Here is a 25,256-nt window from a genome sequence, read left to right on the forward strand (position 1 = left end):
CATTTACAAGGCATGTGTAATAACGTATGAGGAAATAAGCCATAAAAATAGATGGCAGTCCCTTATTACACGCTTTATAAAGTATTGTAGGTATCTTCATAGGTTTTGAAATAAATGCATGACAAAATTAGGGGTATGATGTACATAAAAATCCCCTGGTCTTATCCGATTTATTTCATTAAATTTTTCCTATTTAATACCTACCGCACTCACAAAAAGCACCTCTCATTAATTTATATTATAGTCATTGAAATCTAATTTATTGAAATCATCATACTATATGTTACGTGAGAAGTAAAGGTGTCATACTTTAGTAGTACGTAACTATAGATTTCAATATTGCTTAAATTAGGTCTATATTCACTGAAGAGAAATTATAAGAAGCGCCTCCGCTATTGCGAATGTCATTTACTTCCCCTAATACATTTAATAATTATGACAAGCAATGATAGGAGGTTTACTATATGAGTGAAGAATATAATATTTTACATGGACCTGCTCTGGAACCAAATTTAATCGGTCCCACACTACCATCAATTCCACCATTTACATTCCCCACCGGACCTACTGGAATCACAGGACCTACCGGCGCGACAGGTTTTACCGGAATTGGAATAACTGGTCCTACCGGGGTTACAGGTCCTACCGGAATCGGAATAACTGGTCCTACTGGGGTTACAGGTTCTACCGGAATCGGAATAACTGGTCCTACTGGGGTTACAGGTTCTACCGGAATCGGAATAACTGGTCCTACTGGGGTTACAGGTTCTACCGGAATCGGAATAACTGGTCCTACTGGGGTTACAGGTTCTACCGGAATCGGAATAACTGGTCCTACTGGCGCAACCGGTTTAGGGATTCTTCCCATATTTGGAACAATAACTTCTGAAGTAGGAATCGGTTTTTCAGCAGTAGTTAATACAAATATTAATTTTACCATTCCAGGACCTGCTAGTGGAACTACCCTAAATCCATTAAATAATTCTATTACAATTGATACCACTGGCGTGTACTCTGTATCCTTTTCAATTGTATTTGTAATACAAGCTATATCGTCTAGTATATTAAATCTTACAATAAACGATTCCATTCAATTCGCAATTGAAACGCGAGTTGGTGGTGCTTCTGGGGTGAGAGCTACATCCGCCAGAACTGATTTACTACCTTTAAATCAAGGGGATGTTCTTCGAGTACGAATAAGAGAAGCCACGGGTGACATTATATATTCCAATGCCTCTCTTGTTGTTATAAAGGTCGACTAACTCTTTTATTACAATAAAGATTCAGGAAAAATAAAGTGAAACTTTAATAAGCCCTCACCAATCGGACTGACCACAAATAGCGGGATAAATATGCACAATATAAAAAGAAGAGGTAGACTTATGTTTCAGTCTACCTCTTCTTTTTCATCACCAAATTACTGCTGAACATATATGGAAACTGATCCTCCACTTACTTGGAATTGTCCCCAACCATCCTTATTAATTGTTACAGTATTTGTTTGATTACCCGTAATATCGTACCATACTTCCCCTGCGTTATTCTTCCCAACATCCATCCACTTTGACCCTCCTGGTCCATCAGAGATTAATGTTGCTAAACCAGAATTAGCATGTACACTATCACCTTCTCTTGTCCAGCCAATTACATCTGGATGATCAAAATAATCCCGCTGCGTACCATATGCAAAGTTTTTTCGTGCCGTCAAAATCGGATCAATTTTGTCCTTTAACGCTGGAATTTCATAGTTACTATTTCCTTTTGTACCATAGTAATCACCATAGAAAACAGAAGGATATCCCTCTGCACGCGTTAAAATAAATGCATATGCCAACGGTTTGAACCAAGGGCTCACTACAGATTCCAATGACTGACCAGGCTGTGAATCATGATTTTCAACTAGAGTAACCGCAAGTGTAGGATGATTCGCAACTACCGTTCCTTTTAAAATATTTCTCATATCATAATTCCCATTTCCTGTTGAAGCATAGTGAAAATTATAATGAAGTGGTGCATCGAACACAGATTGATTATAATTGACCTTTGCTAAATAATTATTTAAAGTCTGGATATCATTTTGCCAATATTCAGCTACTGTAAACATTTCTTTCCCCGTTTGCTGTCTAACATGATTTACCCAATCGCGCAAATATTCATGATCAATATGTTTAACAGCATCTAAACGAAAGCCATCTAAATTTAATTCCTTCGCATACCACGTTCCCCATTTTTTCATTTCATTCGCAACATCTGGATGATCAAAATCAAGATCCGCGTACATCAAATAATCATAATTCCCATTCTCGCTAGACACTTCCCAGTCCCACGCTTTACCTATGCCCCTAAATTTATAAATTCGGTTTAATTTCTTTCCTTCATCCCAATCTGTTCCGTCAAAATGATACCATTTCCATTTGAAATTAGAATAAGAATCTCCACGCCCTGGAAAGTTAAACCCTGTCCACGCACTAATTTCATAATCACCTGATACTTCAACATTTCGATTGCTCGGGTCTACTTCAACTGCTGTGACAGTTTCCGTATAATCAGCCCCACCTTTATGATTCATAACTACATCACCGTATACATCGATGTTTTTCTTATGTAAAGCGTCAATTGCAGACTTCAATTGTGCTTTCGTCCCATATTTCGTCCGCACTGTTCCCTTTTGATTGAATTCCCCCAAATCATATAAATCATATGCTCCATATCCTACGTCATTTTGCGTAGTTCCTTTATATGCAGGTGGTATCCAAACAGATGTAATTCCCTTTTGCGCTAAATTTTCAGCATCAGTACGCAAACGATTCCAATGATTCCCATCATTCGGAGCATACCACTCAAAATACTGCATTAACGTTCCATTGTTAACTGTATCTGCATATGCTTTACTCCCCTCATATATACTAGGTAAAAACAAAACAACTGACAATCCGACTATTGTTATTCTTTTAAACATCTGTACACCATCCCCTTCTAAGAAAGCGTTTGCATAGTTTATCAGAATTATTATAATATTCGTCCCACCGTTAGTAAAGTAGCAATCTCTCACTCTCCCACATTATTTTTAATCTCACTTCAAATATTCAACGTAGTTTTAATTTCACATCCTATTCAAGATTGTTTACAATTTACCTATAAAAACATAACGGAGGGATTTCTATGACAGACTTTCAAAAACAATTTTTCGCACGATTACATATAGAAGAAAAAGACACAGTTTCATTTGAAGATTTATCTAACATTATGTACGCAATGGCACAAACTGTTCCTTTTGAAAACTTAAATATTCTCGAAAAGAATTTTAAAGAAATATCAAAAGAAAATTTGAAAGAGAAAATTTTAGTAAATAACCGTGGCGGTCTTTGTTATGAACTCAATCCTACTATGTATTACTTCCTGAAAGATTTTGGATTCGATGTTCATCTCGTTTCAGGAACAGTTTATAACGCTGCAAACTCCATATGGGCTGTTGATTCTGGCCATATCGCAACCGTTTTAACACATCATAATGAACTTTATTTAATTGAAGTAGGATTCGGATCATACTTACCTCTTGCCCCTGTCCCTTTCTCAGGTGAAGTCATTCACTCTGTTACAGGAGATTATCGTATTCGTAAAGAAATGACCGAAAAGGGAAACTACATTTTAGAGATGCGGAAAAACAATGAGTTCTTGGATCAATCTTCTGCTGATGATTGGACGTTAGGCTATGCATTTTATATAGAAGAAGTGGATGAAGAAAAAGCAAATACAGCACAAAAAATTATCGTTGAACATGAAGGGTCACCCTTTAATAAACTACCTCTTATTGTAAAACTAACTGAAGATGGGCATGCCTCTTTAACGAAAGATAGCCTTACAGTAGCGAAAAATGGTAAAAAAACGAAAGAAACCGTTACAGACATGCAATTTACAAACCTTTTACATTCAAAATTTGGAATTACACTATAAGTATGTAAGCCTTGTTATTTTAGCAAGGCTTTTCAATTTTCAGCAGGGATTTTTTGCAATTTGTTGTATTTCATAGTTATATAGAAATATAACTACATGTTTAGAAAGGAAATGATTATGACAGAACTTAAAGATCGATTACAAGTAGCTGATATAGAAAAATGGGATTTAACAGACATTTACCATACAATTGAAGATTGGGAAAGTGATTTTTATAAAATTGAAGTATTAACGAAGGAATTACACGAGTTTAATGGCAATATTCACGATGGCAATAGTTTATTAGCTTATTTAACGAAGAGTGAAGAAATTTCTAGCATAATATCTTTAATGTTCGCTTATGCACGATTACAATCTGACCTTGATACACGCGATACTGACGCGCAATCTCTTGTCGATAAAGTATCACAATTACACGTGAAAGTAAGTGCAGCTAAATCTTTCTTTTCCCCCTTCTTACTTAGCATAGACGAAAGCACATTACATTCTTACATAGAAGAAACAGAAGGCTTACAATATTATAAAGAAGACTTATTTGAATTATATCGTTATAAAAAACACGTATTGAATAAGGACCAAGAAGCAATTTTATCACAGATGAGTGAAGCTCTTTCTTCTCCACAGCACACATTTGGTATGTTAAACAATGCAGATATATTATTTGGTGAAGTGACGACTGACGATGGAGAAAAAGTGAACTTAACACGCGGAATGTATGCAAAGTTAATAGAAGATACGAATCGTGAAAAGCGTAAAGAAGCTTATAAAGCATATTACAAACCATATGTTCAGTTAAAGAATTCCATCGCATCTACTTTATCCGCTGCTATTAAAAATAATGTTACTGTTTCGAAACTAAGAAACTATCCATCAGCGCTAGAGAAATCATTATTTGGCGATATGGTTCCGAAAGAAGTATATGAAAACCTAATTGATACAACGAAAAAAAACATTCAAACATTACATACATACAATGAAATTCGAAAAGAAAAATTAAACGTAGATGAACTAAGACAATACGACTTAGGCGTCGATTTAGTAGAAGGTGCAAAACAAGACATTCCATATAGTGAAGCATTTGACATTATGATTGCATCACTAGCTCCTTTAGGAGAAGAATATATTGAAACATTAAAAAGTTTTAAAGATAAACGATATATAGACGTAAGAGAAACACCAGGAAAACGTTCTGGTGCTTATAACTTTGGTGTATATGGTGTTCATCCTTTCATTCTTTTAAATCATCACGATGATTTAAATAGCCTGTTCACTCTTACTCATGAATGCGGGCACGGTATGCATACGCACTATTCACATGGATACCAACCAAGAATTTCTGCACATTATTCTATCTTTGTGGCAGAAGTCGCTTCTACAGTAAATGAAGTGTTATTAATTCACTATTTATTAAAAGAAGCAAAAGAAACGAACGTGCGTAACCATTTAGTTAACCATTTTATTGAAAAATTCAAAGGTACTTTCTTTACACAAATTATGTTTGCAGAATTTGAAAAAATCACACATGAAATGGCGGAACAAAGTAAACCATTAAATGCACAAGTCTTCAGTGAAATTTATGAAAAACTATTTAAAGAATATAACGGTGATTCACTTGTATTTGATGAAGAAGTAAAATACGGATGGGCTAGAATCCCTCATTTCTACCGCCCGTTTTACGTATACAAATATGCAACTGGATTCGCATCTGCCATTCAAATCGCTGATAAACTATTAAGCGGTGATCCGAATGCTCAGAAAAATTATATTGAATTCCTGAAAGGTGGAAGTTCTGATTATCCACTAAACCTATTGAAAAAAGCTGGTGTTGATTTAACTACGCCAGAACCGATTGAAAGTGCATTGAAACAATTCACTCAACTTGTTGAGGAGTTTTCAGCATTATAAAAAGCATGCAGAGTATATGCTCTGCATGCTTTTTCATTTGAATTACTCTATTCTATATGCTGCTGCGTCACACAGTGAATCATACCACCATACGCATACAATTCATTCACATAAATACCGACAATTCTTCTTCCTGGAAACTGACCTTCAATAATTTGCAGCCCTAACTTGTCATGTTCATCACCATATACAGGAACTAATACAACTTCATTACCAATATAAAAATTCAAATATGAACCCTTACAGTCTGCTTCTTTTACCACTTTTCTTGTTACTGGTACTGGAATGAGCTGAAATGGCTTTCCATCTATATTTTTCGCTTGTCGTAATTCTTGATAATGCTTTTCGTACGCCTCCAAAAGGTATGGCTCTCCTTCACCGAAAGGATCATATTCATACAGTATCGTATTTTCATTTACAAACCGTGCCGCGCCATCAATATGATAATCCGTATCTTCATCATAATTATCTTCTCCGCGTATACCAGTTATCCATATAAAATTCGTTACTCCTAAATATTTCGTTAATTCCATTTCAATTTCTTTCTGACTTAGTGTGGGATTTCGATTTTCATTTATAATAGACGTTTTCGCCGCCATTAAGGTCCCGTTTCCGTTTATCTCAATTCCCCCGCCCTCTAGACAGACACTAGATTCAACTTTTGGAATGCGATACATTTCACTTATTTTATTCGGAATATTAGCGTCTTTTTCGTACGGATATTTATTTCCCCAACCATTAAATATCCAGTGCGTTAGGCAGCGATTCCCTTCCTTATCCGTTACAAAGATTGGTCCGTTATCTCTTATCCAAATATCATCAGTTTCTTGAATTAAGAAATCAATTTTATCCATATTTACATTAGCTTCCATTAACTTCGATTGGACATGTATTTTCTCTTCTTCATCACATACAACAATATGGACATTTTCTCCATAGTGAAGCTCCTTTGCCATCGATATCCAAATATCATCTAACTTAGCTCTATAACCTTCACCTCTATGTGCTTTATCATGTGGCCATTGGAGCCATGTACCTTCATGTTTCTCCCATTCCGCAGGCATATAAAACAAACTATTTTCTATATTTCTCATACGTGTTCACCCCTTATATGAATGTACGTACAGTCTATACTTTGACATCGTGTTAAGGTCAACAGGAATATCTTCATTTACTTGTAGCAACTTTATAAGGTGACTCTTTATTTCACCTTTTTATTATGATAAATTGCTTTCGTACATAGAATAAGGATTGACATAATGTTAATGTCAATCCTTATTCTCATTCTATTTTCGTAACTAAAAAACAAATTTGTGTCACATACTCTTCTGCTAAACAATCACATTCAGGTCCCTTTATATAAACCTCATATGGCCAATTAACTATTACATACCCATTTTTTTCAACCCATTCTTCTAACGCTATATAAGCGTAACCTATATAGTCGTAACTTCCATAATGCATAGTAGTAACGATTTGATGTGGACTTAGTTTTTTCATTTCATATTCTTGTACTACATCTTCATCATTCCCCTGCATAACCGGGATTCTTAATTCAATATCACTGTTACTTGGAATATATTCTTCATCATAAAAGACTGCAGATGGCGAACCGACTATTTGAAAGTTATTTTTTTGTACCTCTTCATATAAGTCATAAAAATAATCATCTATATCATCTATATCTATTTTTACTCTTTGAGTAATTATCGTTACTTCGTTCCTCATTCCCATTAATATATCGTAACTTCTATGGCGAGCAATATTTAGACTACTATTCACCATTACCATTTCATTCATTTCTGAAATAACCTGTAAATTTTGCTTCACTTCATGAGACAACTCGATAATTTGTGATTGTATATGTTGAACAAACGAATCTTGATCCGATGACTGCAAAACAATTTTAATTTTTGGAAGAGGAAATTTATACTCCCTTAGCTTTTTTATTTTCAATGCTACTTCCAGCTGCTCTTGTTCATAATACCTATACCCATTAACCGGATTCACATATGCCGGTTTTAATATCTCCTCTTTGTCATAATGTCTTAACATCCGCGTACTCATTTTACAAATCCGAGAAAACTCAGCGATGGTATACATATCAATACTCCTTGAATATATTTTCTTTTCATTACTTATTTATTAAAACCAATCAAAAATCTTCTTCATTGAAAAATCTTCATTCTCATTTTTCAATCTTCTCATTTTCGAAGGTAACAAATGGCTTGGACAATACCACGTTAAACAATTCATTGCGCCTCCCATTGTTGATATTTCTCCTACATGAATTTGAATAACTTGCTTCTCCGTATACTGTTGAATATATCGTAAAACTTCCTCATCTTTGGCTAGTCCAAACTTAGGAACATAAAGAGCATCACATGATTCTAACATATTTATATACAACCCTTTTGCTGATGCTATCTCTTGATCATATTGTCCTTTCTCTGTATATGATGAAGGAACAACTATAAATTCAGCTTCTGGCATTTGTTCTTGAATAATCTCTTGAACACTATATCTAAATTCATGATCTCCTAAAAAATCACTAATAAACATTGTATGTTCATCAATAAATTTAACCATTCCGTCTGCGTGTGCTAGTACATCCCCTTCTTCAGCAGGAATAATAATAACTCGACTCACATCTAAATCCCATTCTAACTGCTCAATAATTTCCTCTTCTGTCCAATCATCGTTATCATCAAATATACGTTCTGTTAATATTACGGTATCTTTTTTATTCCAAATAAGATTACCACCATCTAATATTAATGGGGATTTCACATATTCAAAGTCATTCTTTTTCAACCATTTATTAAACTGTTGATCTAAATATCGCCCTTGATCATCTGGCAAATAATTTGGTCGATATTTAAATTTAACTAGATGATTTGTGACAACCGGTGCAACATCTCTTAGCCAAATATCATCATACTCAAAACAGCTCGTATGAAAGTCTTGTTCTTCAACAGATAAAGATATAAGTTGATCCGCAATTGATTTCTTTTCATTTAAACATTCATTAAAGTAAATCAAGTCTTCATAAAATGGTTGATAATATTCATTCGATTCGTCTGGTATTGCAGTAAAAATAATCCCATTATGTTTTTGTTCCATATTATTTACCTCGCTTTTTAATAGTAGTTACATAACTGATTTCACAAAGCCAACTATTCCTCAATTCATTTCTCTTTTCATTACAACTCATGAACCGCGTATATTTCATGAATGGATTATAGCATGGAGAAATATTATATATTTATATAAAAAATATAAAGCTGACGTTAAGCCTTAAATTGACTCTTGACAAGTTTTTTAAATAACCTATTTTAAAACAACAATAAATGATTAAATGATTTTTGTATCAAGATTCAAACCCATTACTTCTAATAGATCGTTTTGATTATATAAATTCACTAAATGCGCCTCTACTCCTATACAAATTCCTTCTAGCGGAAGATCATTTGGATCCTGACCAAAGGGATCTTCAATTTCAACCCCTATTGCTTCAATACCTATGAATGCAAAACTTATAAACGTAGTCGCAAGTACTGTAAACCATCCGAGACTATCAACAAGACCAATCGGTAAAGTCGCACAAAATATAATCAATAAAATTTTTATATGAGCAAAATATGCAAAAGGAATAGGTGTTGTTTTGATACGATCACATCCACCCACAGATGTAAGTAACGTATTCAAATCCATTTCCATACTAATTATCGCATTTGGATGAATTTGCCCCGTTTTCAAACCTTTTGATAGTATAGTTTTCAACATAAAAACTATACTAATCGGTAAATGATTGGACTCAACCAAAAGTGCTTTTTCCTTTTCAGAACAGACAGCGAGCAATGATTTCACTTCAGATAGATTTTTTTCCTCTCTCAAGTGTCCTTTCGCTAACTTTGGAAATGCAATTAATAAATGTAAAAATTTTATTTTTTCCTGCTCCATACTCTTCCCTTTAGAATCCCAATGACATAAAAAACTAATTGCTAAATTTCTAGTACAAGCACCAATCGTGCCAAAGAGCTTTCTACCTTCCCAGTACCGATCATAGGCAGTATTCGTACGAAACACTAATAGTAATCCTAAAGCTCCTCCTACGATTACCCAAGGAGTCTGATTTATATTTATTTCTGCATAGTAATAATTAATTACAGCTACTATCGTTGAAATACACGTATATAATACGATTTGCGGGAAAATATCTCTTATAATTGTCCCTTTTAATGTAAATATTTGATGTAAACTATTTTGATTATTGTACTGAACCATATTTACAAAAACCTCTTTCTCTATTAACCTTTTATTCTTTTAAATTATGAAAGTATACAATTAAATAATAGAATCATAAACCCTATCATTATGAGGCTGGTTAAGATTATTTCTTTCAATACCGTTACTCCTTTTTTCAAAAAGATAAAATATCTTATTTAATTCAACAACAAATGTCCACTATTCTAAATCACGACGCATCATTTTAGAATTCGCAATGAACAACGCACTAATTAATACAAAGATTGCACAGGCATATAACAATAAATCTAACGGACTATCGTGATCTATAATAATAAGACGAACAATAGCTGTTATACCTATATATATAAAATATCGTAATGGAAAATGAAAATTCATTTGAAAATACTTTATAATCATTACGATGAATTCAAAGTACAAAAAGAATACGACAATACTATCAATTAAATGATAACTAGATTCATTACCATCCAATTTCAGTTCTTGTATAAACTGAATGACTTCTTTCATAAGAAACACACTTAGAACAACCCCTAAGCAAATTAAAGCTACATTTAAAATGTACTGTAAAACGATAGGGAAATACGAAAACACTATTTTAAAATTCTTTAACACAAACATTTTTCTCCTTTACCATATAAAACGAAAAGCGAACATACACTACAATTCAATTATCATTATATTTAAATTTCATTTTTACAAATAATAAGGAACGACAAAATAGGTAAAGATAAGATTTCACCTATTTTGTCTATATAAGCAGCACAACGAAATTACAATCAATTACTTCAATGCAATTGGTTGTTGTTGTGTCACACAATGAATCATACCGCCGTTTTTATACAACTCTCTCACATCAATACCGACTACTTTACGATCTGGGTATAACTTCTGAATCGTATCGTTTGCGATTTTATCATTTGGATCATTATAATTAGGCACTAATACAACTGTATTCCCAATATAATAATTGATATACGATCCCTTATAATCGAGAGTTTTTCCATTCTCTAAAGCAACCTTTTCTTTACTAAGCGGCAAGTATTCATACTTATATTTCTGTCCTGAAGCATTTTTGGCATCTAACAATGTATCCATATCTTTATTAGATAAACCCCATTCAGCTAGGTCATCTTCTTTCATCGTTACAATGGTAGATTTATTATGGAATTTAGCAAATCCATCAATATGAAAGTCCGTAATATCTAAATTAGGTACTCCGTCTAACCAAATAAAGTTTGATACCCCAAGGTCACTTATATATTTTTCAATTTCCTTTTCTGATAAATCAGGATTTCTATTTTTATTCGTTACCGCACTTCGAGTTAATAAAGCAGTCCCATTGCTGTCTAATTCAATTGCGCCGCCTTCAAGGACAAATTTGCCCCAATCAATTCTTTCAATTCCTGATTGTTTACTAACATTCTTACGTATTTGAGCATCATTTTTATAAGGTGTCTTCTTCCCCCAACCATTAAATGCTGGATCTAATATTTTGAGATTTTTGTTGCTGTCATAAACAAAAATTGGTCCACTATCCCTTGCCCATACATCATCAGTAGGCGCGATAAAGAAATCAATCTTCTCCATATTTAACCCTTCATCTGTTAAAAGCTTATTGATTCTCTCCTTTTCTTCCTGGTCATATGCAACAATGTGAACTTTCTCACCCTCAGTTAAAGCACTTGCCATCTTAACCCAAATAGGTTCAACCTCCTGCTTATACTCTTCACCATATGTGTATTCATGTGGCCATTGCAGCCATGTACCTTCATGTTTATCTTTTTCATCTGGCATCGTATATTTCCCAGCATTTTTCTGTACCTCTACTTTTTCTCCTTCTTTCCCTTTAACATTTTCATTGTTACCCTCAAAAGAGCATCCACTAATAATCGTTGTAGATAATGTAGCTATTAAACAAAACTTTATTGCTTTTTTCATTTTTCCAACCTCCTGTTCTTGTCTCCAATACTGTAAAGCTTCACATAGTGTGAAGCTCAAGCTTTTTTATCAATGTAAAAATTACCAATTGTTCTTTGCATTACTTATCATTTAACTACCTATTTAGATTTATTCAAATGCCAATCACCTTTTTTACCTATTTATCCCGCCATTTGTGGGCAGTAAGACCCCCACCTCAAAATTCAGCGAAAGCAAAGAAGTTAGGTGGGGCCCTGCTGATTAAAGTTTCACTTTATTCAGTAAGTAAAACTTTACAAAATAAAAAAATCGGTATTGATAATTACATATCAATACCGATTTTTTTATAATTACTTTCCTTCTATTAAATCATTCGCCATTTTCCTAAATTCTTGATTAAATGCATCATTCATACCATTTTGGACGTTAGAAAATAATATGACAAACGTTCGTTTATCCCAGTTAAAATTATTAAAAGTGTTCCAGCCAGCTAATACACCGTGGTTATGATAATAATCTGGGTAAATATAGAAACTAAATCCATATTTTCTTGCAGGTGATGCAGAAAACATATCTGATACACTTTGTTTGGAAAGTAGTTTACCATCCATAATAGCTTCATCTAACTTTTTCATATCTTCAACAGTCGTATACATTTCACCACAACCATACAGCCAGTTCATTTTTAAGCGAGGCGTGGCTATTAACTTATTATCTTTTTTCGTATACCCTTCTGCTAAGAAAATATCTTCTGGGAGTGTTGCGCCCATTCCAGATTCATTCATTTCAACAGGAGTCAAAATATTTTCTTTCACATATTCAGCAAGTGGTTTATTCGATATTTTTTCTACAATATATGCAAGCACCATATAATTATAATCTGTATATTTCCATCCTGTCCCTGCTGGAAATTGTAACGTTTGTGCCCCAATCCATGTTACTAATTTTAACCGTGATGCTGCGTCAACACTACCTTGTCCCTGTTCTGGTAATCCAGACGTATGTGTTAACAAGTTTCGTAACGTAATGTTTTTATCTGCCGGAAACGATGGGATATATTTATTTACATTGTCTTCAATGTTCAACTTCCCTTTTTCTTTTAGTTGCATAATAGATATTGCAACTACTGTTTTCGTAATAGACCCAATGCGATATTTCGTTCTTGGCGTTGTTAATACTTGATTTTTCACATTCGCATAACCGTAGCCTTTTCGTAAAATGACATGATCTTTACTTGCTACAAGAACACTCCCATTAAATCCTTTATCTTTTAAGTACTGATCTAGTTTTCCAGCTGCAATTTCATAACGCTTTTTCTCATTCGCATCAATTTCCTGCTTAACATCTTTTTGCTTACTATTTACATTAGAAAATGCCTTTGTATCATATTTTTTTCCTTTATTTGCATGTATTAGTGTAACAACACTTCCACAAAAAACAGCAAAAATAAAGAAAACGATTAACCATTTCTTTAACATACTAGGAACCCTCTTTTATCTAGTTTCACTTAACGTACATCCATTCTATTTTATATCTTTTAATTATCAAGTATATTATAATATTATTTAATATTCACTCTGTTAAAACTAGATTCCTTTTTCTCATTTTCAATTTTTACTACTCTCTATTGTATTTCTTTCTTGCAAAATTTCCAACATACAATCGGATGCATTAAACTATAATTTCAAATTCTTTTGTAACATTTGTTACATACTAAAAAGAATGGAGATGTAATATGAAAAATACCGATAAACGCAATCGTTTAGATGATAAAATGTTTCATTATCGGATAATAAAAAACAACATGGTATTAATTAAATATTACGGAAAACAGATAATGGTATTAAAAGGAAATGATGCTGAAAAATTTTTAAATAAAATAAATCATGCAAATAACGATAAAGAAAAACAGCTAATTATGGCTAAAATTACAGGTAATTTCAAAAGAGGTAATGAACAAAATTGAAAACGAATCTCATTTATATTTTGATTATACAACAAATAAAAAAAGAAATGTCGCTCATTCAACATTTCTTTAGACTTTCTTCATAAAAAATTCACATTGCTAACATTCCTTCATTTTCTATACTTCCTATATAAGCTAACCGCTGAAATAGTTAGTAATACAACTATGCATAACCACGCGTACGTATATCCCTTCTTATCTACAATATAACCAAATAAAGCAGGCGCAACAATAATAGCAATTTGATTTAATGTAAGTGCAAAACTCACTGTCATCCCTACCGATTCTTCACTTGCTGATTCCGCAACTTCAGTTATAAAAAGACTAAACCATCCAATTGAAAAGAACCCTAACAATGCACTTACGCCATACAATACATTCGTTATTGTATGTATGCTCATTACTAATATTAGAATGAAGAAAATAGAAATACAAACAGTTATAAATAAGGGGGTACGCCTATTCCCCTTATAAAATAAATCACTAGTAGCTGCTAATATAACCCTACCAACCATTCCAGAAAAGAACATAACGGAAAATACTTTTCCAGCTAAAATTGGCGTGATTGATTGTTCCAATACTAAAAATTTTATAAAGTGTGCAACTAACACCATTTGCAATGAAATCATACAAATGCCAGTTATATAAATTGCATACAACTCTTTTTTACACATCACTTCTTTTAACTGCATCCAAAAAGAAAGTTTACTACGTTCTTGTTTAACTTTCTCTTGAATATATGGTTCCTTATAAAATATAAAAAATAAAAACCCTCCAATTATACAAATGCATGCAATGCTATTTACCGCATAGGCCATATTATATTTTATTGTAAGAAACGGGATCAATACTCCCGCTAATGTACCACCAATCGGTATACCGGCTTGTCTAATCCCCATCGCTAACCCGCGATTTTCTTTTGAGAACCACTTCATTATCACCTTACTTCCTCCTGGCTGCGAAACACTATAAAACGTTCCTACTAATAAAAGTACAAAGAGTAACCCATTAAATCCATTGACCATATTAGTCAGTAAAAACGAACCCCCTAGTAAAAATGAACTTATCGAAATTAACAACTTTTCATTGTATTGATCAAGTAGCCGCCCAACAAAAAGCATACAAAATAGCGGTCCTATATTTACAACACTTACTAACAATCCAATCTCCGTATTCGTAAGTGCATATTCTTCTTTCCAAAATAAAGCAAACGCTCCAACACCATACGTTATAAGTGTCGCTGTTGTTTGAGCAACTGTCGCAAAAATTAACATAACCCACTTATAAGTACCATTTATCCTTTCTTCCATTAACACAATAATCCCTCCATCCCCTTCCATTGTATGAAAGTTCTGATATCATATAAAATAAAGATTTATCATGTAATCCATCAAAAAAAATGATACCTTTTATGGAGGGATGATACTTGGATATAAAAGATTTAACTGTATTTTACGAAGTTGCGAAAGAAAAAAACATATCTCACGCAGCTAAAAATTTAAACTATGTACAGTCTGGCGTAACAATGCGTATGAAACAACTAGAAAACGAACTAGGTGTACCTTTATTTTACCGAAACGGAAAAGGTGTAACTTTAACTTCTAACGGTGAGATTTTATTAACATACGCTAAACAAATTATCCACTTAATGGATCAATCTATTAAAGCAGTTCAAAGTAATGGGATCGAACCAAGGGGCACTTTAAAAATTGGATGTACAGAATCTACAACCGCTGTAAGACTTCCATCTATATTAACGGCCTATTATGAGGAATACCCAAAAGTCGAATTGATTTTAGAATCAAATACGACGGAACAATTGATTAGACTTGTATTAGAACGAAAACTAGACGGGGCGTTTATCGCTGAAACCACTCAGCATGCTGAACTTCATACAAATATATTTCATGAAGAAGAATTAGTTCTCATTAGCAAAAATCCTTTATCTTCCTTTAAAGACATAGGAGACATGAATTTACTTGCATTTAGTCACGGGTGCTATTATAGAAATTTATTAGAAGATTGGCTTCAAGAAGAAGGAATTTCCCCTAAACGAGTATTAGAGTTTGGAACAATTGAAGCGATACTCGCATGTGTAAAATCAGGTATGGGCGTAGCAATTATGATGAAGTCTATTTTAAATGGTCATCAACATGACATATCATTCAACCCTTTGCCAAATAGCTTCAAAAAAGTTCCTACTACTTTTATTACTAGAAAAGATATATATCACTCTGCTGCATTACAAAAATTTATGGAGATGACTCTCAATGCGTGAAAAGAAAATACGTGGTATGAAACGAAAAACAAACACTATGATAAAGCGAATTGAGGAACATACAAAAACGTTCCCTTCTACTTTCTATAACGATGAATATTGGAATATGCTATTGCCAGTTTCGCAAGCTTTTATTGACTCTCGTAAAACACCTAGAAAAGTAAAGCGATTATGTATTCAAACCTTATTAAATCAAGCAAATCATTTAATAAATATGAAACCGAGCGATACACATACATATCGAGTTGTTGTTTTGATTTCTATAAATAATTTGTGTGATTCGCAAATCATTATATTTAAAAATGAGAACTACTTTCATAATTTCTTTAATAGAAATAGTGAATTTCAAAAATGGATTCTTCTTTCAAATGAAATTGATTTTTGGGAGACATGGAAAATTTCGGTTTATCATTCCTTCCAAACACTTCGCTTTCAAGAAATTATTTATGATGAAGATGAGTGCTATGAAAAAGAGATTCTGTTTATCGGGGAGTTAAATTAAAAAGGGTATACCTAAAACACTGGTATACCCTTTTCCACTTATTTTTCCTTCAATACACTATGTAATCGATCCGGATAATTTGTAAACATTCCTGTAGCACCCCATTTGATTAACAGTCTCATATCAGGTTTCTCGTTAATTGTATAAGGGTGAATTAACAGTCCATTTTTCCTAGCCATTTTCATATATGACTCATCAATAATTAGTTCTCCGTTATCATTACGTAAGTTTGGTCCAATACCAGCTGCATACTTTTTAATTTCTTGAAAATCATCATTCGTTACACTTTTCGGTTCATGTGTAATGCCAGACCATTCGACAATTTCATTGTTTTCATTTGGATAATACCAAAGCAATTGAACTAACGGAATATTTTCATTCATACTATGAATCTTTTTCAAACTATCTTTACTAAATGATTGAATCATAACACGGCTAGAAGACATGTTTTGACCTACTAAATTATATTTTTGTAACAACGCCAACAATTTCTCTTCCATTCCTGGGTACACATCTGGTGATTTTGTTTCAATATAATACTTCATACTTCTTCCATACTTTTGAAAAATTTCTTCAAGAGTTGGAACTTTTTGCCCAACATACTCTTGCTTAGCCTTTTCTGGATACGCTTTATTAAACCATGATCCTGCATCTAAACTCTTTATTTCGCTTAACGTTTTATCACGTACTTCGCCTGTTCCATTTGTAGTGCGATCAACTGCTGTATCATGCATTGCAATTAATTGGCCATCCTTTGTTAATTGGATATCTAACTCTAAATAATCCGCTTTCATTTTTTTCACTAGATCATAAGAAGCAAAAGTATGTTCAGGTGCATGTCCACTTGCTCCGCGATGTGCAATATTTAAAAACTTATTCGTATTCCATTCATGCTTTCCTTCTGCTTTCGCATGAACAGCTCCCCCAGCAAAGATGCTCCCCGTCATAAAGAAAATAACTAAAACGCTAATAATCTTTCTCATCCTTCTAACCCTTCCTACGTTGCAAATTTCAACAAGCTAATGAGATTTACACGAAATAGAAGACACACTTTCAATATTTTTATAAACCTATATTAAAATTCCAATCTTACAAATATACTTTCTCTATATTATTAATATAGAAAACTAGTATTATCCTATTTAATTCCTATAGCCCTCCTTTTCACATGTAACTCCCTATTTTGTACGGTTCATTCAATAAAAAAAGCCATAAATTATTTAGGCTACACTCCTGTATCCCTAAATAAATTTATGGCTTTTCTCAAATATCTCCGGCCTCTATTAACTTGTCGAATTTAATCATATCAAACCTATTGAAATTTGTGAATATTTTTTTCAGTACAGTGAAGCACATAAAACAATATTTCTGTAGTTACTTAAAAATCACATAATAAATTTCTCATTACCTCTTCCAATACTATATTTGGATTTACTACTGTTTTTTCCGAACGCCATCCGATAAAGCCATCTGGTCTAATTAATACAGCACCTCCATTCTCTATACCATATAATTTGCTAAAAATATCTTCTGGAGCAACAAAGTCTTCACTTAAGCCAACACGATACCCTTTTATATTTATTCCTAATTTAGCTGAAACAGTATGTGCTGCCTCAGCCCAAGAACTATTTTCTACTCTTGTAAGTAATACAAAACTGTTACCGAATAAGTCTAATATAGAAACTTCCTTTCCTTCATACGTTCCCCATAAATGTGGCGCTCGCGTTCCAGGTCTTCCGTTCAACTCTATGCTATCCATTCTATGTGGAGTGACTGAATTATCTATAATCGCCTCTGAACAATACTGATATCCAACTGTAACAGCTAAACTATCCATATTATTCAAACTGCCTTCCTCTCTCTTCGCAGCACGAAACAGTAAACTACTTGCATAAGCTGTCGTTAATTTTGCAACAGAGTGTCTCTCTTCATGATATGTTTCTAACAATTTTGGTTTTGCCTTCCCTTTTATAACAGCCGCTAATTTCCAAGCTAAGTTATGCGCATCTTGTATTCCTGTATTTGAACCAAATCCGCCTGTTGGCGGCATAATATGTGCTGAATCTCCAACTAGAAAGACTCGATTTCCTTGAAATTTCATTGCTGTACTTTCGGCCGCTTCCCACGGTAAAACACTTAATATTTCTGACTCAACATTTGTACTTCCAATTGCTATTTCAATAATTTGTTTACAACGTTCCATCGTGAAATCCTCTGGTTCCTCTCCTTTTAATGGATCGTAGGCTACATGGTAAATCCATTTTTTCACGTTATCTACTGGGATCAGTGCACCAAGAACCTCTGGATGAACTACCATAGAAAAACCGAATGCGTCTCCTTGTATAAACTCACTTAAGTCTGCTTCAAAATAAATATTCATATAATAGCCACCAATGGTTCCACGCCCCTCAGTTTTAATCCCTAACTGCTCACGTATTTTACTTTTCGCTCCATCTGCTGCAATTACATAGTCACAATGTATGACACTTTCTTTTTCTGTTTCACGATTTCGAATCTTTGCTTTTACCCCGTTTTCATTTTGTTCAAATGAAACTAATTCATGATAAAAAGATAGTTGCCCGCCTAGCATTTTCGCTTCTTGTAACATCACCTCTTCTAAAATAATTTGATAACACGCAGTTTGTTTTGATGGACTAATCTTTTCTATTTTTTGAAGTAACTCTTCATCGTTTCCGTATTGTGTCGCTCTCATTTGTTCCAATGCTTCTTTATTCGCCTCAGCTATTGTATGAACCGCTATTCTTCCTCGGCAGTTCTCTAATGCTTTACCTGCCAATTTAATTCTTTTTTCCAAGCCTAATTCTCGAAACAACTCCATTGTACGTAAAGTAAGACCGCCTGCTTTCGGATGAATGGCAGTAGACGGATGCCTTTCAATAAGTAAGTACTCAATGTTATGTTTTGCAAGAAATAACGCAGACGCTAACCCAGATAATCCCCCTCCAACAATTAAAACTGGTACATAATTCGATTTCATATATTTACCCTCCACATCATTCTTCTGAGCTCAGTGACATAAATATAATCAAAAAAAACAATAAAATATAGACTTATATTTTATTTTGAATTATCATATAGATAGATTACGCCCCAAAATTCCTTTTACTTTTTCATACATCTATAATCCACCTGAATTGTGTCTGTATGAAAGTGTAAAACAAAAGAACGTACTTTACGTTGAACCATGTTCTATCGTAAAAATCAAAAATAATACAAACATTATAAGCGATTGTAACCTTATGGATTATACAAGGTTACGACAGCTTATTTTATTGTTACATCATTTTTTGTTTTTAAAAATTCATCCATTGTGTTATGTAACCCTTCCAATCCCTTTTCTATCTCCCTATAATTTTTAACAATAAAAAATTCATTCGTCTCGATTTTCTTTCTCAATATTGCACCTCATACAACAATCATGTAGCATTACCGTATCGAAGTAATGGTTCATCATCTTAAACCTTTCGACTAATTACCTGGAGGCAAAGTGATTGAAATGAATAAACAAGAACAATTAAATATTATAAAAAAAGATTTTATTGATTCTCAAAAAGTATTATTGGCAATTGGTGATGAAACGCGTCAAGCTATTTTATTAGTGCTAATGGAAACGGAATGTCAAACAGGATTACGTGTAGGAGAAATCACGAAGCAAACACACCTTTCCCGTCCAGCCGTATCACATCACCTTAAGATTTTACGAGAAGCTGGCATTATTTTAATGAGAAAAGAAGGTACAAAGAATTTTTATTATATTGATATACGTACAAAATTAGGTTTATTAAAAAATCTTGTATTAGATATTGAGAAGCTATTGCAAAACTTTTATTAAAACTTGGAGGTATAAGAAATGAAAGCAATGATAATTGATAGATATGGAAAAGTCCCAATGCGTATGGCAGAGGTACCTACTCCTGAAATAAATGAGTATGAAGTGCTCGCAGAAATTCATGCAGCTAGCATTAATCCAATTGATTTTAAAATACGCGACGGAAAAGTAAAAATGTTACTGAAATATGAAATGCCCCTAATCCTTGGTAACGACTTTGCCGGTGTCATCACGAAGATTGGATCAAAAGTAACTCGTTTTAAAGTTGGTGATGAAATATATGCTCGTCCAAGAAAAAATAAGATTGGTACTTTCGCGGAGTATATAGCCATTCATGAAGATGATATAGCTTTAAAACCGAAAAATTTAAGTTTTGAGGAAGCTGCTTCGATTCCACTCGTTGGCTTAACATCATATCAAGCATTACATGACATCATGCAATTACAAAAAGGACAAAAGATTTTAATTCACGCCGGATCCGGTGGTGTTGGTACTTTCGCTATTCAGCTAGCAAAAATAATGGGTGCCATTGTTACAACGACTGCTAGTGAAGCTGGTGCGAATTTAGTAACGTCTCTTGGCGCAGATGAAATTATTAATTACAAAACAGAGAAATTTGAAGATATACTAAAAAATTATGATGCCGTATTTGATACAATCGGCGGTGCAACACTTGAAAAATCATTCAATATTATAAAAAGGGGAGGAAACATTGTTTCCGTTTCAGGCATGCCGAATGCTCGCTTCGGTAAAGAATTTGGTTCAGGATTCTTTAAAACTCTCTTATTTTCATTAGCCAGCAAAAAACTTACTGCACTTGAAAAAAAGCATAATGCTCAATATTCATTTTTATTTATGAAGCCAAGTGGGGATCAATTACGTACTATTGCAAACTATATTGAAGCTGGACAAATCAAACCTGTAATCGATCGAGTTTTTCCTTTTGAAGATGCGCAAAAAGCAATGGAATATTCCGAGGCTGGAAGAGCAAAAGGAAAAATAATTGTAAAAATTAAATAATAATAAAACCTCCATTTTTAAAAATGGAGGTTTTAAATTTGCTGTTAAATAGACATAGTACAATGAAGTCCTTACAATAGATTGCAAGGGGAAATATTGTATTATACTTTTAGTTAACTTTACAAAGAATACATACGTACAAATACATAATTTAAAATACAAAAAGGAGGAGATACAATGACTAAAAATAATGAAACAGGTTGGAATTTAGATAATAGTTATACGACTTTACCACAATCATTTTATACAGAAATCCCCCCTACTCCCGTAAGTTCACCGGAGTTAGTTAAACTAAACCATTCATTAGCGATATCTCTTGGCTTAACCCCTGAAGAACTGAAAAAGGAAGCTGAAATTGCCATTTTCGCTGGCAATGGACTTCCAGAAGGAGCTCATCCATTAGCTCAAGCATATGCTGGTCATCAATTCGGACATTTTAATATGTTAGGCGACGGTCGTGCTCTTTTAATTGGCGAACAAATTACTCCTTCAGGTGAGCGTTTCGATATTCAACTGAAAGGTTCTGGCCCTACTCCCTATTCACGCCGAGGAGATGGCCGTGCTGCACTCGGTCCGATGCTACGTGAATATATTATTAGTGAGGCAATGTATGCACTTGATATTCCGACTACTCGTAGTTTGGCTGTTGTCACAACTGGTGAACCTACATATCGTGAAACAAAGTTACCTGGAGCAATTTTAACTAGAGTAGCTAGTAGTCATATACGGGTTGGTACATTTCAATATGCTGCAGCTCGTGGTTCAATAGAGGACCTTAAATCGCTAGCTGACTATACGATAAAAAGACATTACCCAGAAAGTGAATCCCATGAAAACCGATATACTGCATTACTACAAGAAGTCATTAAAAAACAAGCAAGTCTTATCGCAAAATGGCAACTTGTTGGATTTATTCACGGCGTAATGAACACTGACAATATAACGATCAGTGGCGAAACAATTGATTACGGTCCTTGTGCATTTATGGACAATTACGACCAAGGAACCGTATTTAGCTCTATTGACACACAAGGCCGTTATGCATATGGAAATCAACCATATATGGCCGCATGGGACCTCGCCCGATTAGCAGAATCTTTAATACCAATTCTGCACGAAGATGAAGAAGAAGCACTAAAAATCGCCCAAGACGAAATCTCGAAATTTAGCGTACAGTATGAAAACAATTGGTTCCTTGGAATGAAAAAGAAATTAGGACTATTTAGCAACGAAGAACAAGATCAATCACTTATTGAGCAACTTTTAAAAATGATGGAGAAATATAAAGCAGATTACACTAATACATTCCGTTCATTAACTCTTGATACGTTAGAAAATACCCCTCTATTCGATAGTCCTGAATTTAAAGACTGGTACAAACTGTGGCAATCTCGATTAGAAAATCAAGAAGAATCGAAAGAAAACGCCTACGAGATGATGAAAAATAATAACCCATCAATCATCCCGAGGAACCACCGTGTAGAAGAAGCACTAGAAGCAGCTGTTACAAATGACGACTATAGCGTAATGGAGCAACTTCTTGAAGCTTTATCAAACCCTTATGCGTATTCTACAGCTCAAGAAGAATACTGCATTCCACCTGCGCCTACGAATCGTCCTTATCGTACTTTTTGTGGGACTTGATTAAAAATTTGTTTTTATTTTAACCCAAAAATTTATTAAGTTAACTATTAATCACAAACTTAAAAGTTGCTTTCAATATTGAAAGCAACACATTTAGTATCCAACCTTAAACAAGTCACAAATTATAATTTGTGACTTGTTTAATTACCCACGTTCAATAGAAAATTTGTTTTGCAGGCATCGTTGTATCTTCAGAGACAGCATATGGATTTTCATTAGGTTTTATAATTATAAACGTTCCACCATATCCACTTTGAGCTAATTTATTACAAAGAGCTTCTACCATAAAACCACATAACTCCAGCTGCTATTCCCATTATAGATAATCCAAGTTTTTTCTTTATTTCAATGCTTCTTTTTCAAATATTCTCTTTTTTATTTCATAACTCATAAAAAAATACTTTTCTGCTTTTTCTATATTACCTACTTTATGAAACTCTAATGCCAGACTTTCAGTATATTCGTGAATATACTCCGATAAATTTTTTCTTTCAAAGTAAGAAAAACCTTCGAGAATAATTTTTTCTATTTTTTCTACCTCTAAATGCTGACAAAATCCCTTTAGAATTAAAAAGTGATATCTATATTCATCATTTTTTAATTCCTCACAAACCTTCAATCCACTTTCAATTAATTCCTTCGCTTTTTCTATTTCACCTAATTTATAATATTCTCTTGCCTCTAAAAAGATTGCCTTATAATGAGTAGGCATTTTTTTAGAAACCTCAGATAAGTGTCTAATTGCTAAAACTGAAAGATTTTGACTCGCATACAATAAACCTAAATTATGTCTGATTCTTAATACTAACATTTCAGCATCATTTTTTTGTAAAATGTTTATTGCTGACGCAATATATTCCTCACCTTTATCATGCTGCTTTAATTCCGAAAAAGATAATCCTAATATATTTTCGCACAGCGCTATGTTCACTTCATACCCTGCTTGTTTAACAAAGATATCTCTTGCTTTTGAAGCGTATTCAATAGCTGAATATGCGTAATGCAAGTGGTATTTTAATATAGCAATTCTATAATTAAACTCTGCATATTCAATTTCATCGGAAATATGCTCTAATAACCCTTCAGCTTTTTCAAAATAGTTGCTAGCTTCACTATAATTAGTAAGAATTGTATAATGAATGGCTTTGAATAAATAATAATAATAATTAGAATATTTATCATTTGGTTTAGGCAATGCATCTATTTTATCAAAAGCTTTTTTCAAATTACCTAAACCATCTATTAACACTTTATATCGAAATTCTAACAGATAATAGTGAAATGAAACCTTTACATCTGATTCGATAATATAAAGCTTTTTATCGATCTCCCCTTTTAATTTTTTTGCTTCACTTATACGTTGAGCTCTAATATCTCGATACCAATCATTCAGCATCTTAGTAATTAATTCATTGCCAGTGATTTGTATATTCATCAAATCCACTCTCCTTCTTTTAATTATCATAAAAATAACATAATTCGATTATTTATATCTATCTATATATATATTTCTCAACACTTGAACGAAATTCATTCACTGAATTTCGTTCAATATTTTAATAAATCCGCTGTAAATATGAATACTTTTTCTTATAACCTCTGAATATGAGTATCCTTAAAACCCGTCTCATATTTCAATCCATATCCAAACATTCGATCCATTCCAATATGTGCTGTCCATATTAAGCCAATCATTATAACGGTATCTATCTTAAAATAGACACCTATTAGAACAATTAATATGGATATGATATATGTGTGTGTGACATACATTATATATTTTCGCACCAACGTGATTATTAATCCCATATGCTAACATTGATAGATCCGGGGCTAAAAGGAATACAAAAAATATAATCCAACTAAACTCATATATCGAATACATATAAATTGTGGCTAAAAATACAACCATTCCTTCAAAATGTACAATACGTTTTTGCATTATTTA

22 protein-coding genes and 1 pseudogene are annotated in these 25,256 nt (G+C 33.3%); 9 read left to right on the top strand and 14 right to left on the bottom strand.

Translation table 11 applies throughout. The annotated features are described in order from the left end of the window. Positions 1 to 464: 464 nt before the first annotated feature. Positions 465 to 1,262 carry an exosporium leader peptide-containing protein gene (locus tag QCI81_RS04330; protein WP_353810621.1) on the top strand — a complete coding sequence of 266 codons (798 nt, stop codon included), beginning with the start codon at positions 465 to 467 and terminating at the stop codon, positions 1,260 to 1,262. Between the two features lie 155 nt (positions 1,263 to 1,417). Here the strand turns inward: QCI81_RS04330 and amyS are convergent, their stop codons facing one another. Beyond that, positions 1,418 to 2,959 (bottom strand): alpha-amylase, encoded by a 1,542-nt coding sequence (amyS, locus tag QCI81_RS04335; protein WP_071731248.1) that lies wholly within the window; start codon positions 2,957 to 2,959, stop codon positions 1,418 to 1,420. Positions 2,960 to 3,162: 203 nt separating this feature from the next. Here amyS and QCI81_RS04340 point away from each other — a divergent pair, with 203 nt between their 5' ends. Further along, on the top strand, positions 3,163 to 3,954 hold the full coding sequence (locus QCI81_RS04340; protein WP_048538083.1) for an arylamine N-acetyltransferase family protein: 792 nt from the start codon (positions 3,163 to 3,165) through the stop codon (positions 3,952 to 3,954). A gap of 117 nt (positions 3,955 to 4,071) precedes the next feature. Then, positions 4,072 to 5,859, top strand: coding sequence for an oligoendopeptidase F (pepF, locus tag QCI81_RS04345; RefSeq protein ID WP_071731249.1), 1,788 nt, complete (start codon positions 4,072 to 4,074; stop codon positions 5,857 to 5,859). 47 nt (positions 5,860 to 5,906) lie between these two features. Here the strand turns inward: pepF and QCI81_RS04350 are convergent, their stop codons facing one another. From QCI81_RS04350 to QCI81_RS04380, 7 genes are all read right to left on the bottom strand, one after another. Next, entirely contained in the window at positions 5,907 to 6,953 is a 1,047-nt protein-coding gene (locus tag QCI81_RS04350) for an agmatine deiminase family protein (RefSeq protein WP_001244187.1), read from the bottom strand. A 187-nt stretch (positions 6,954 to 7,140) separates the two neighbouring features. Further along, on the bottom strand, positions 7,141 to 7,962 hold the full coding sequence (locus QCI81_RS04355; RefSeq protein ID WP_071731250.1) for a MerR family transcriptional regulator: 822 nt from the start codon (positions 7,960 to 7,962) through the stop codon (positions 7,141 to 7,143). 42 nt (positions 7,963 to 8,004) lie between these two features. Then, positions 8,005 to 8,982, bottom strand: a complete 978-nt coding sequence (locus QCI81_RS04360) for an agmatine deiminase family protein (RefSeq protein ID WP_071731251.1) — start codon at positions 8,980 to 8,982, stop codon at positions 8,005 to 8,007. 231 nt (positions 8,983 to 9,213) lie between these two features. Continuing rightward, the gene (locus QCI81_RS04365) at positions 9,214 to 10,146 is read right to left on the bottom strand and encodes a bestrophin family protein (RefSeq protein ID WP_071731252.1); all 933 of its coding nucleotides are present in this window, start codon (positions 10,144 to 10,146) and stop codon (positions 9,214 to 9,216) included. A 180-nt stretch (positions 10,147 to 10,326) separates the two neighbouring features. After that, positions 10,327 to 10,743 carry a phosphate-starvation-inducible protein PsiE gene (gene psiE / locus QCI81_RS04370; protein ID WP_000916570.1) on the bottom strand — a complete coding sequence of 139 codons (417 nt, stop codon included), beginning with the start codon at positions 10,741 to 10,743 and terminating at the stop codon, positions 10,327 to 10,329. Positions 10,744 to 10,911: 168 nt separating this feature from the next. Then, positions 10,912 to 12,069, bottom strand: coding sequence for an agmatine deiminase family protein (locus tag QCI81_RS04375; protein WP_016080772.1), 1,158 nt, complete (start codon positions 12,067 to 12,069; stop codon positions 10,912 to 10,914). Between the two features lie 329 nt (positions 12,070 to 12,398). After that, a complete protein-coding gene (locus QCI81_RS04380; RefSeq protein ID WP_071731253.1) occupies positions 12,399 to 13,526 on the bottom strand; it encodes a serine hydrolase domain-containing protein in 1,128 nt (375 codons plus the stop codon). A 257-nt stretch (positions 13,527 to 13,783) separates the two neighbouring features. On the opposite strand from QCI81_RS04380, the gene QCI81_RS04385 reads away from it, so the two are divergent. Beyond that, the gene (locus tag QCI81_RS04385; RefSeq protein ID WP_353810622.1) at positions 13,784 to 14,014 is read left to right on the top strand and encodes a hypothetical protein; all 231 of its coding nucleotides are present in this window, start codon (positions 13,784 to 13,786) and stop codon (positions 14,012 to 14,014) included. Between the two features lie 110 nt (positions 14,015 to 14,124). Here QCI81_RS04385 and QCI81_RS04390 read toward each other — a convergent pair whose 3' ends face one another. Continuing rightward, positions 14,125 to 15,354 (bottom strand): MFS transporter, encoded by a 1,230-nt coding sequence (locus QCI81_RS04390; RefSeq protein WP_071731255.1) that lies wholly within the window; start codon positions 15,352 to 15,354, stop codon positions 14,125 to 14,127. An 86-nt stretch (positions 15,355 to 15,440) separates the two neighbouring features. On the opposite strand from QCI81_RS04390, the gene QCI81_RS04395 reads away from it, so the two are divergent. Then, positions 15,441 to 16,292, top strand: a complete 852-nt coding sequence (locus QCI81_RS04395) for a LysR family transcriptional regulator (protein ID WP_071731256.1) — start codon at positions 15,441 to 15,443, stop codon at positions 16,290 to 16,292. After that, a complete protein-coding gene (locus QCI81_RS04400; protein ID WP_053563883.1) occupies positions 16,285 to 16,794 on the top strand; it encodes a DUF3916 domain-containing protein in 510 nt (169 codons plus the stop codon). The genes QCI81_RS04395 and QCI81_RS04400 overlap by 8 nt, the downstream gene beginning before the upstream one ends. 38 nt (positions 16,795 to 16,832) lie before the next feature. Here the strand turns inward: QCI81_RS04400 and QCI81_RS04405 are convergent, their stop codons facing one another. Further along, positions 16,833 to 17,777: a glycerophosphodiester phosphodiesterase gene (locus QCI81_RS04405; protein WP_001226340.1), complete on the bottom strand. Its 945-nt coding sequence runs from the start codon at positions 17,775 to 17,777 to the stop codon at positions 16,833 to 16,835. 395 nt (positions 17,778 to 18,172) lie between these two features. Next, positions 18,173 to 19,792 (bottom strand): FAD-dependent oxidoreductase, encoded by a 1,620-nt coding sequence (locus QCI81_RS04410; protein WP_071731257.1) that lies wholly within the window; start codon positions 19,790 to 19,792, stop codon positions 18,173 to 18,175. A 510-nt stretch (positions 19,793 to 20,302) separates the two neighbouring features. Here QCI81_RS04410 and QCI81_RS04415 point away from each other — a divergent pair. The 3 genes from QCI81_RS04415 (at position 20,303) to QCI81_RS04425 (ending at position 23,308) form a co-directional block, all read left to right on the top strand. After that, positions 20,303 to 20,647, top strand: coding sequence for an ArsR/SmtB family transcription factor (locus tag QCI81_RS04415; RefSeq protein ID WP_000571870.1), 345 nt, complete (start codon positions 20,303 to 20,305; stop codon positions 20,645 to 20,647). 18 nt (positions 20,648 to 20,665) lie between these two features. Further along, complete coding sequence (locus QCI81_RS04420) at positions 20,666 to 21,664, top strand: NADP-dependent oxidoreductase (RefSeq protein ID WP_071731258.1); 999 nt, start codon at positions 20,666 to 20,668, stop codon at positions 21,662 to 21,664. 177 nt (positions 21,665 to 21,841) lie between these two features. Beyond that, the gene (locus QCI81_RS04425; RefSeq protein WP_353810623.1) at positions 21,842 to 23,308 is read left to right on the top strand and encodes a protein adenylyltransferase SelO; all 1,467 of its coding nucleotides are present in this window, start codon (positions 21,842 to 21,844) and stop codon (positions 23,306 to 23,308) included. A gap of 154 nt (positions 23,309 to 23,462) precedes the next feature. Here QCI81_RS04425 and QCI81_RS04430 read toward each other — a convergent pair whose 3' ends face one another. From QCI81_RS04430 to QCI81_RS04440, 3 genes and pseudogenes are all read right to left on the bottom strand, one after another. Next, positions 23,463 to 23,594 (bottom strand): hypothetical protein, encoded by a 132-nt coding sequence (locus tag QCI81_RS04430; RefSeq protein ID WP_081366357.1) that lies wholly within the window; start codon positions 23,592 to 23,594, stop codon positions 23,463 to 23,465. Between the two features lie 54 nt (positions 23,595 to 23,648). Further along, on the bottom strand, positions 23,649 to 24,743 hold the full coding sequence (locus QCI81_RS04435; RefSeq protein WP_071731260.1) for a response regulator aspartate phosphatase: 1,095 nt from the start codon (positions 24,741 to 24,743) through the stop codon (positions 23,649 to 23,651). 155 nt (positions 24,744 to 24,898) lie between these two features. Further along, a pseudogene (locus QCI81_RS04440) lies at positions 24,899 to 25,250 on the bottom strand (DUF4260 domain-containing protein). Between the last annotated feature and the right edge of the window lie 6 nt (positions 25,251 to 25,256).

It is taken from the genome of Bacillus cereus group sp. MG20 (assembly GCF_040459885.1).
GTDB classification, from domain to species: domain Bacteria; phylum Bacillota; class Bacilli; order Bacillales; family Bacillaceae_G; genus Bacillus_A; species Bacillus_A cereus.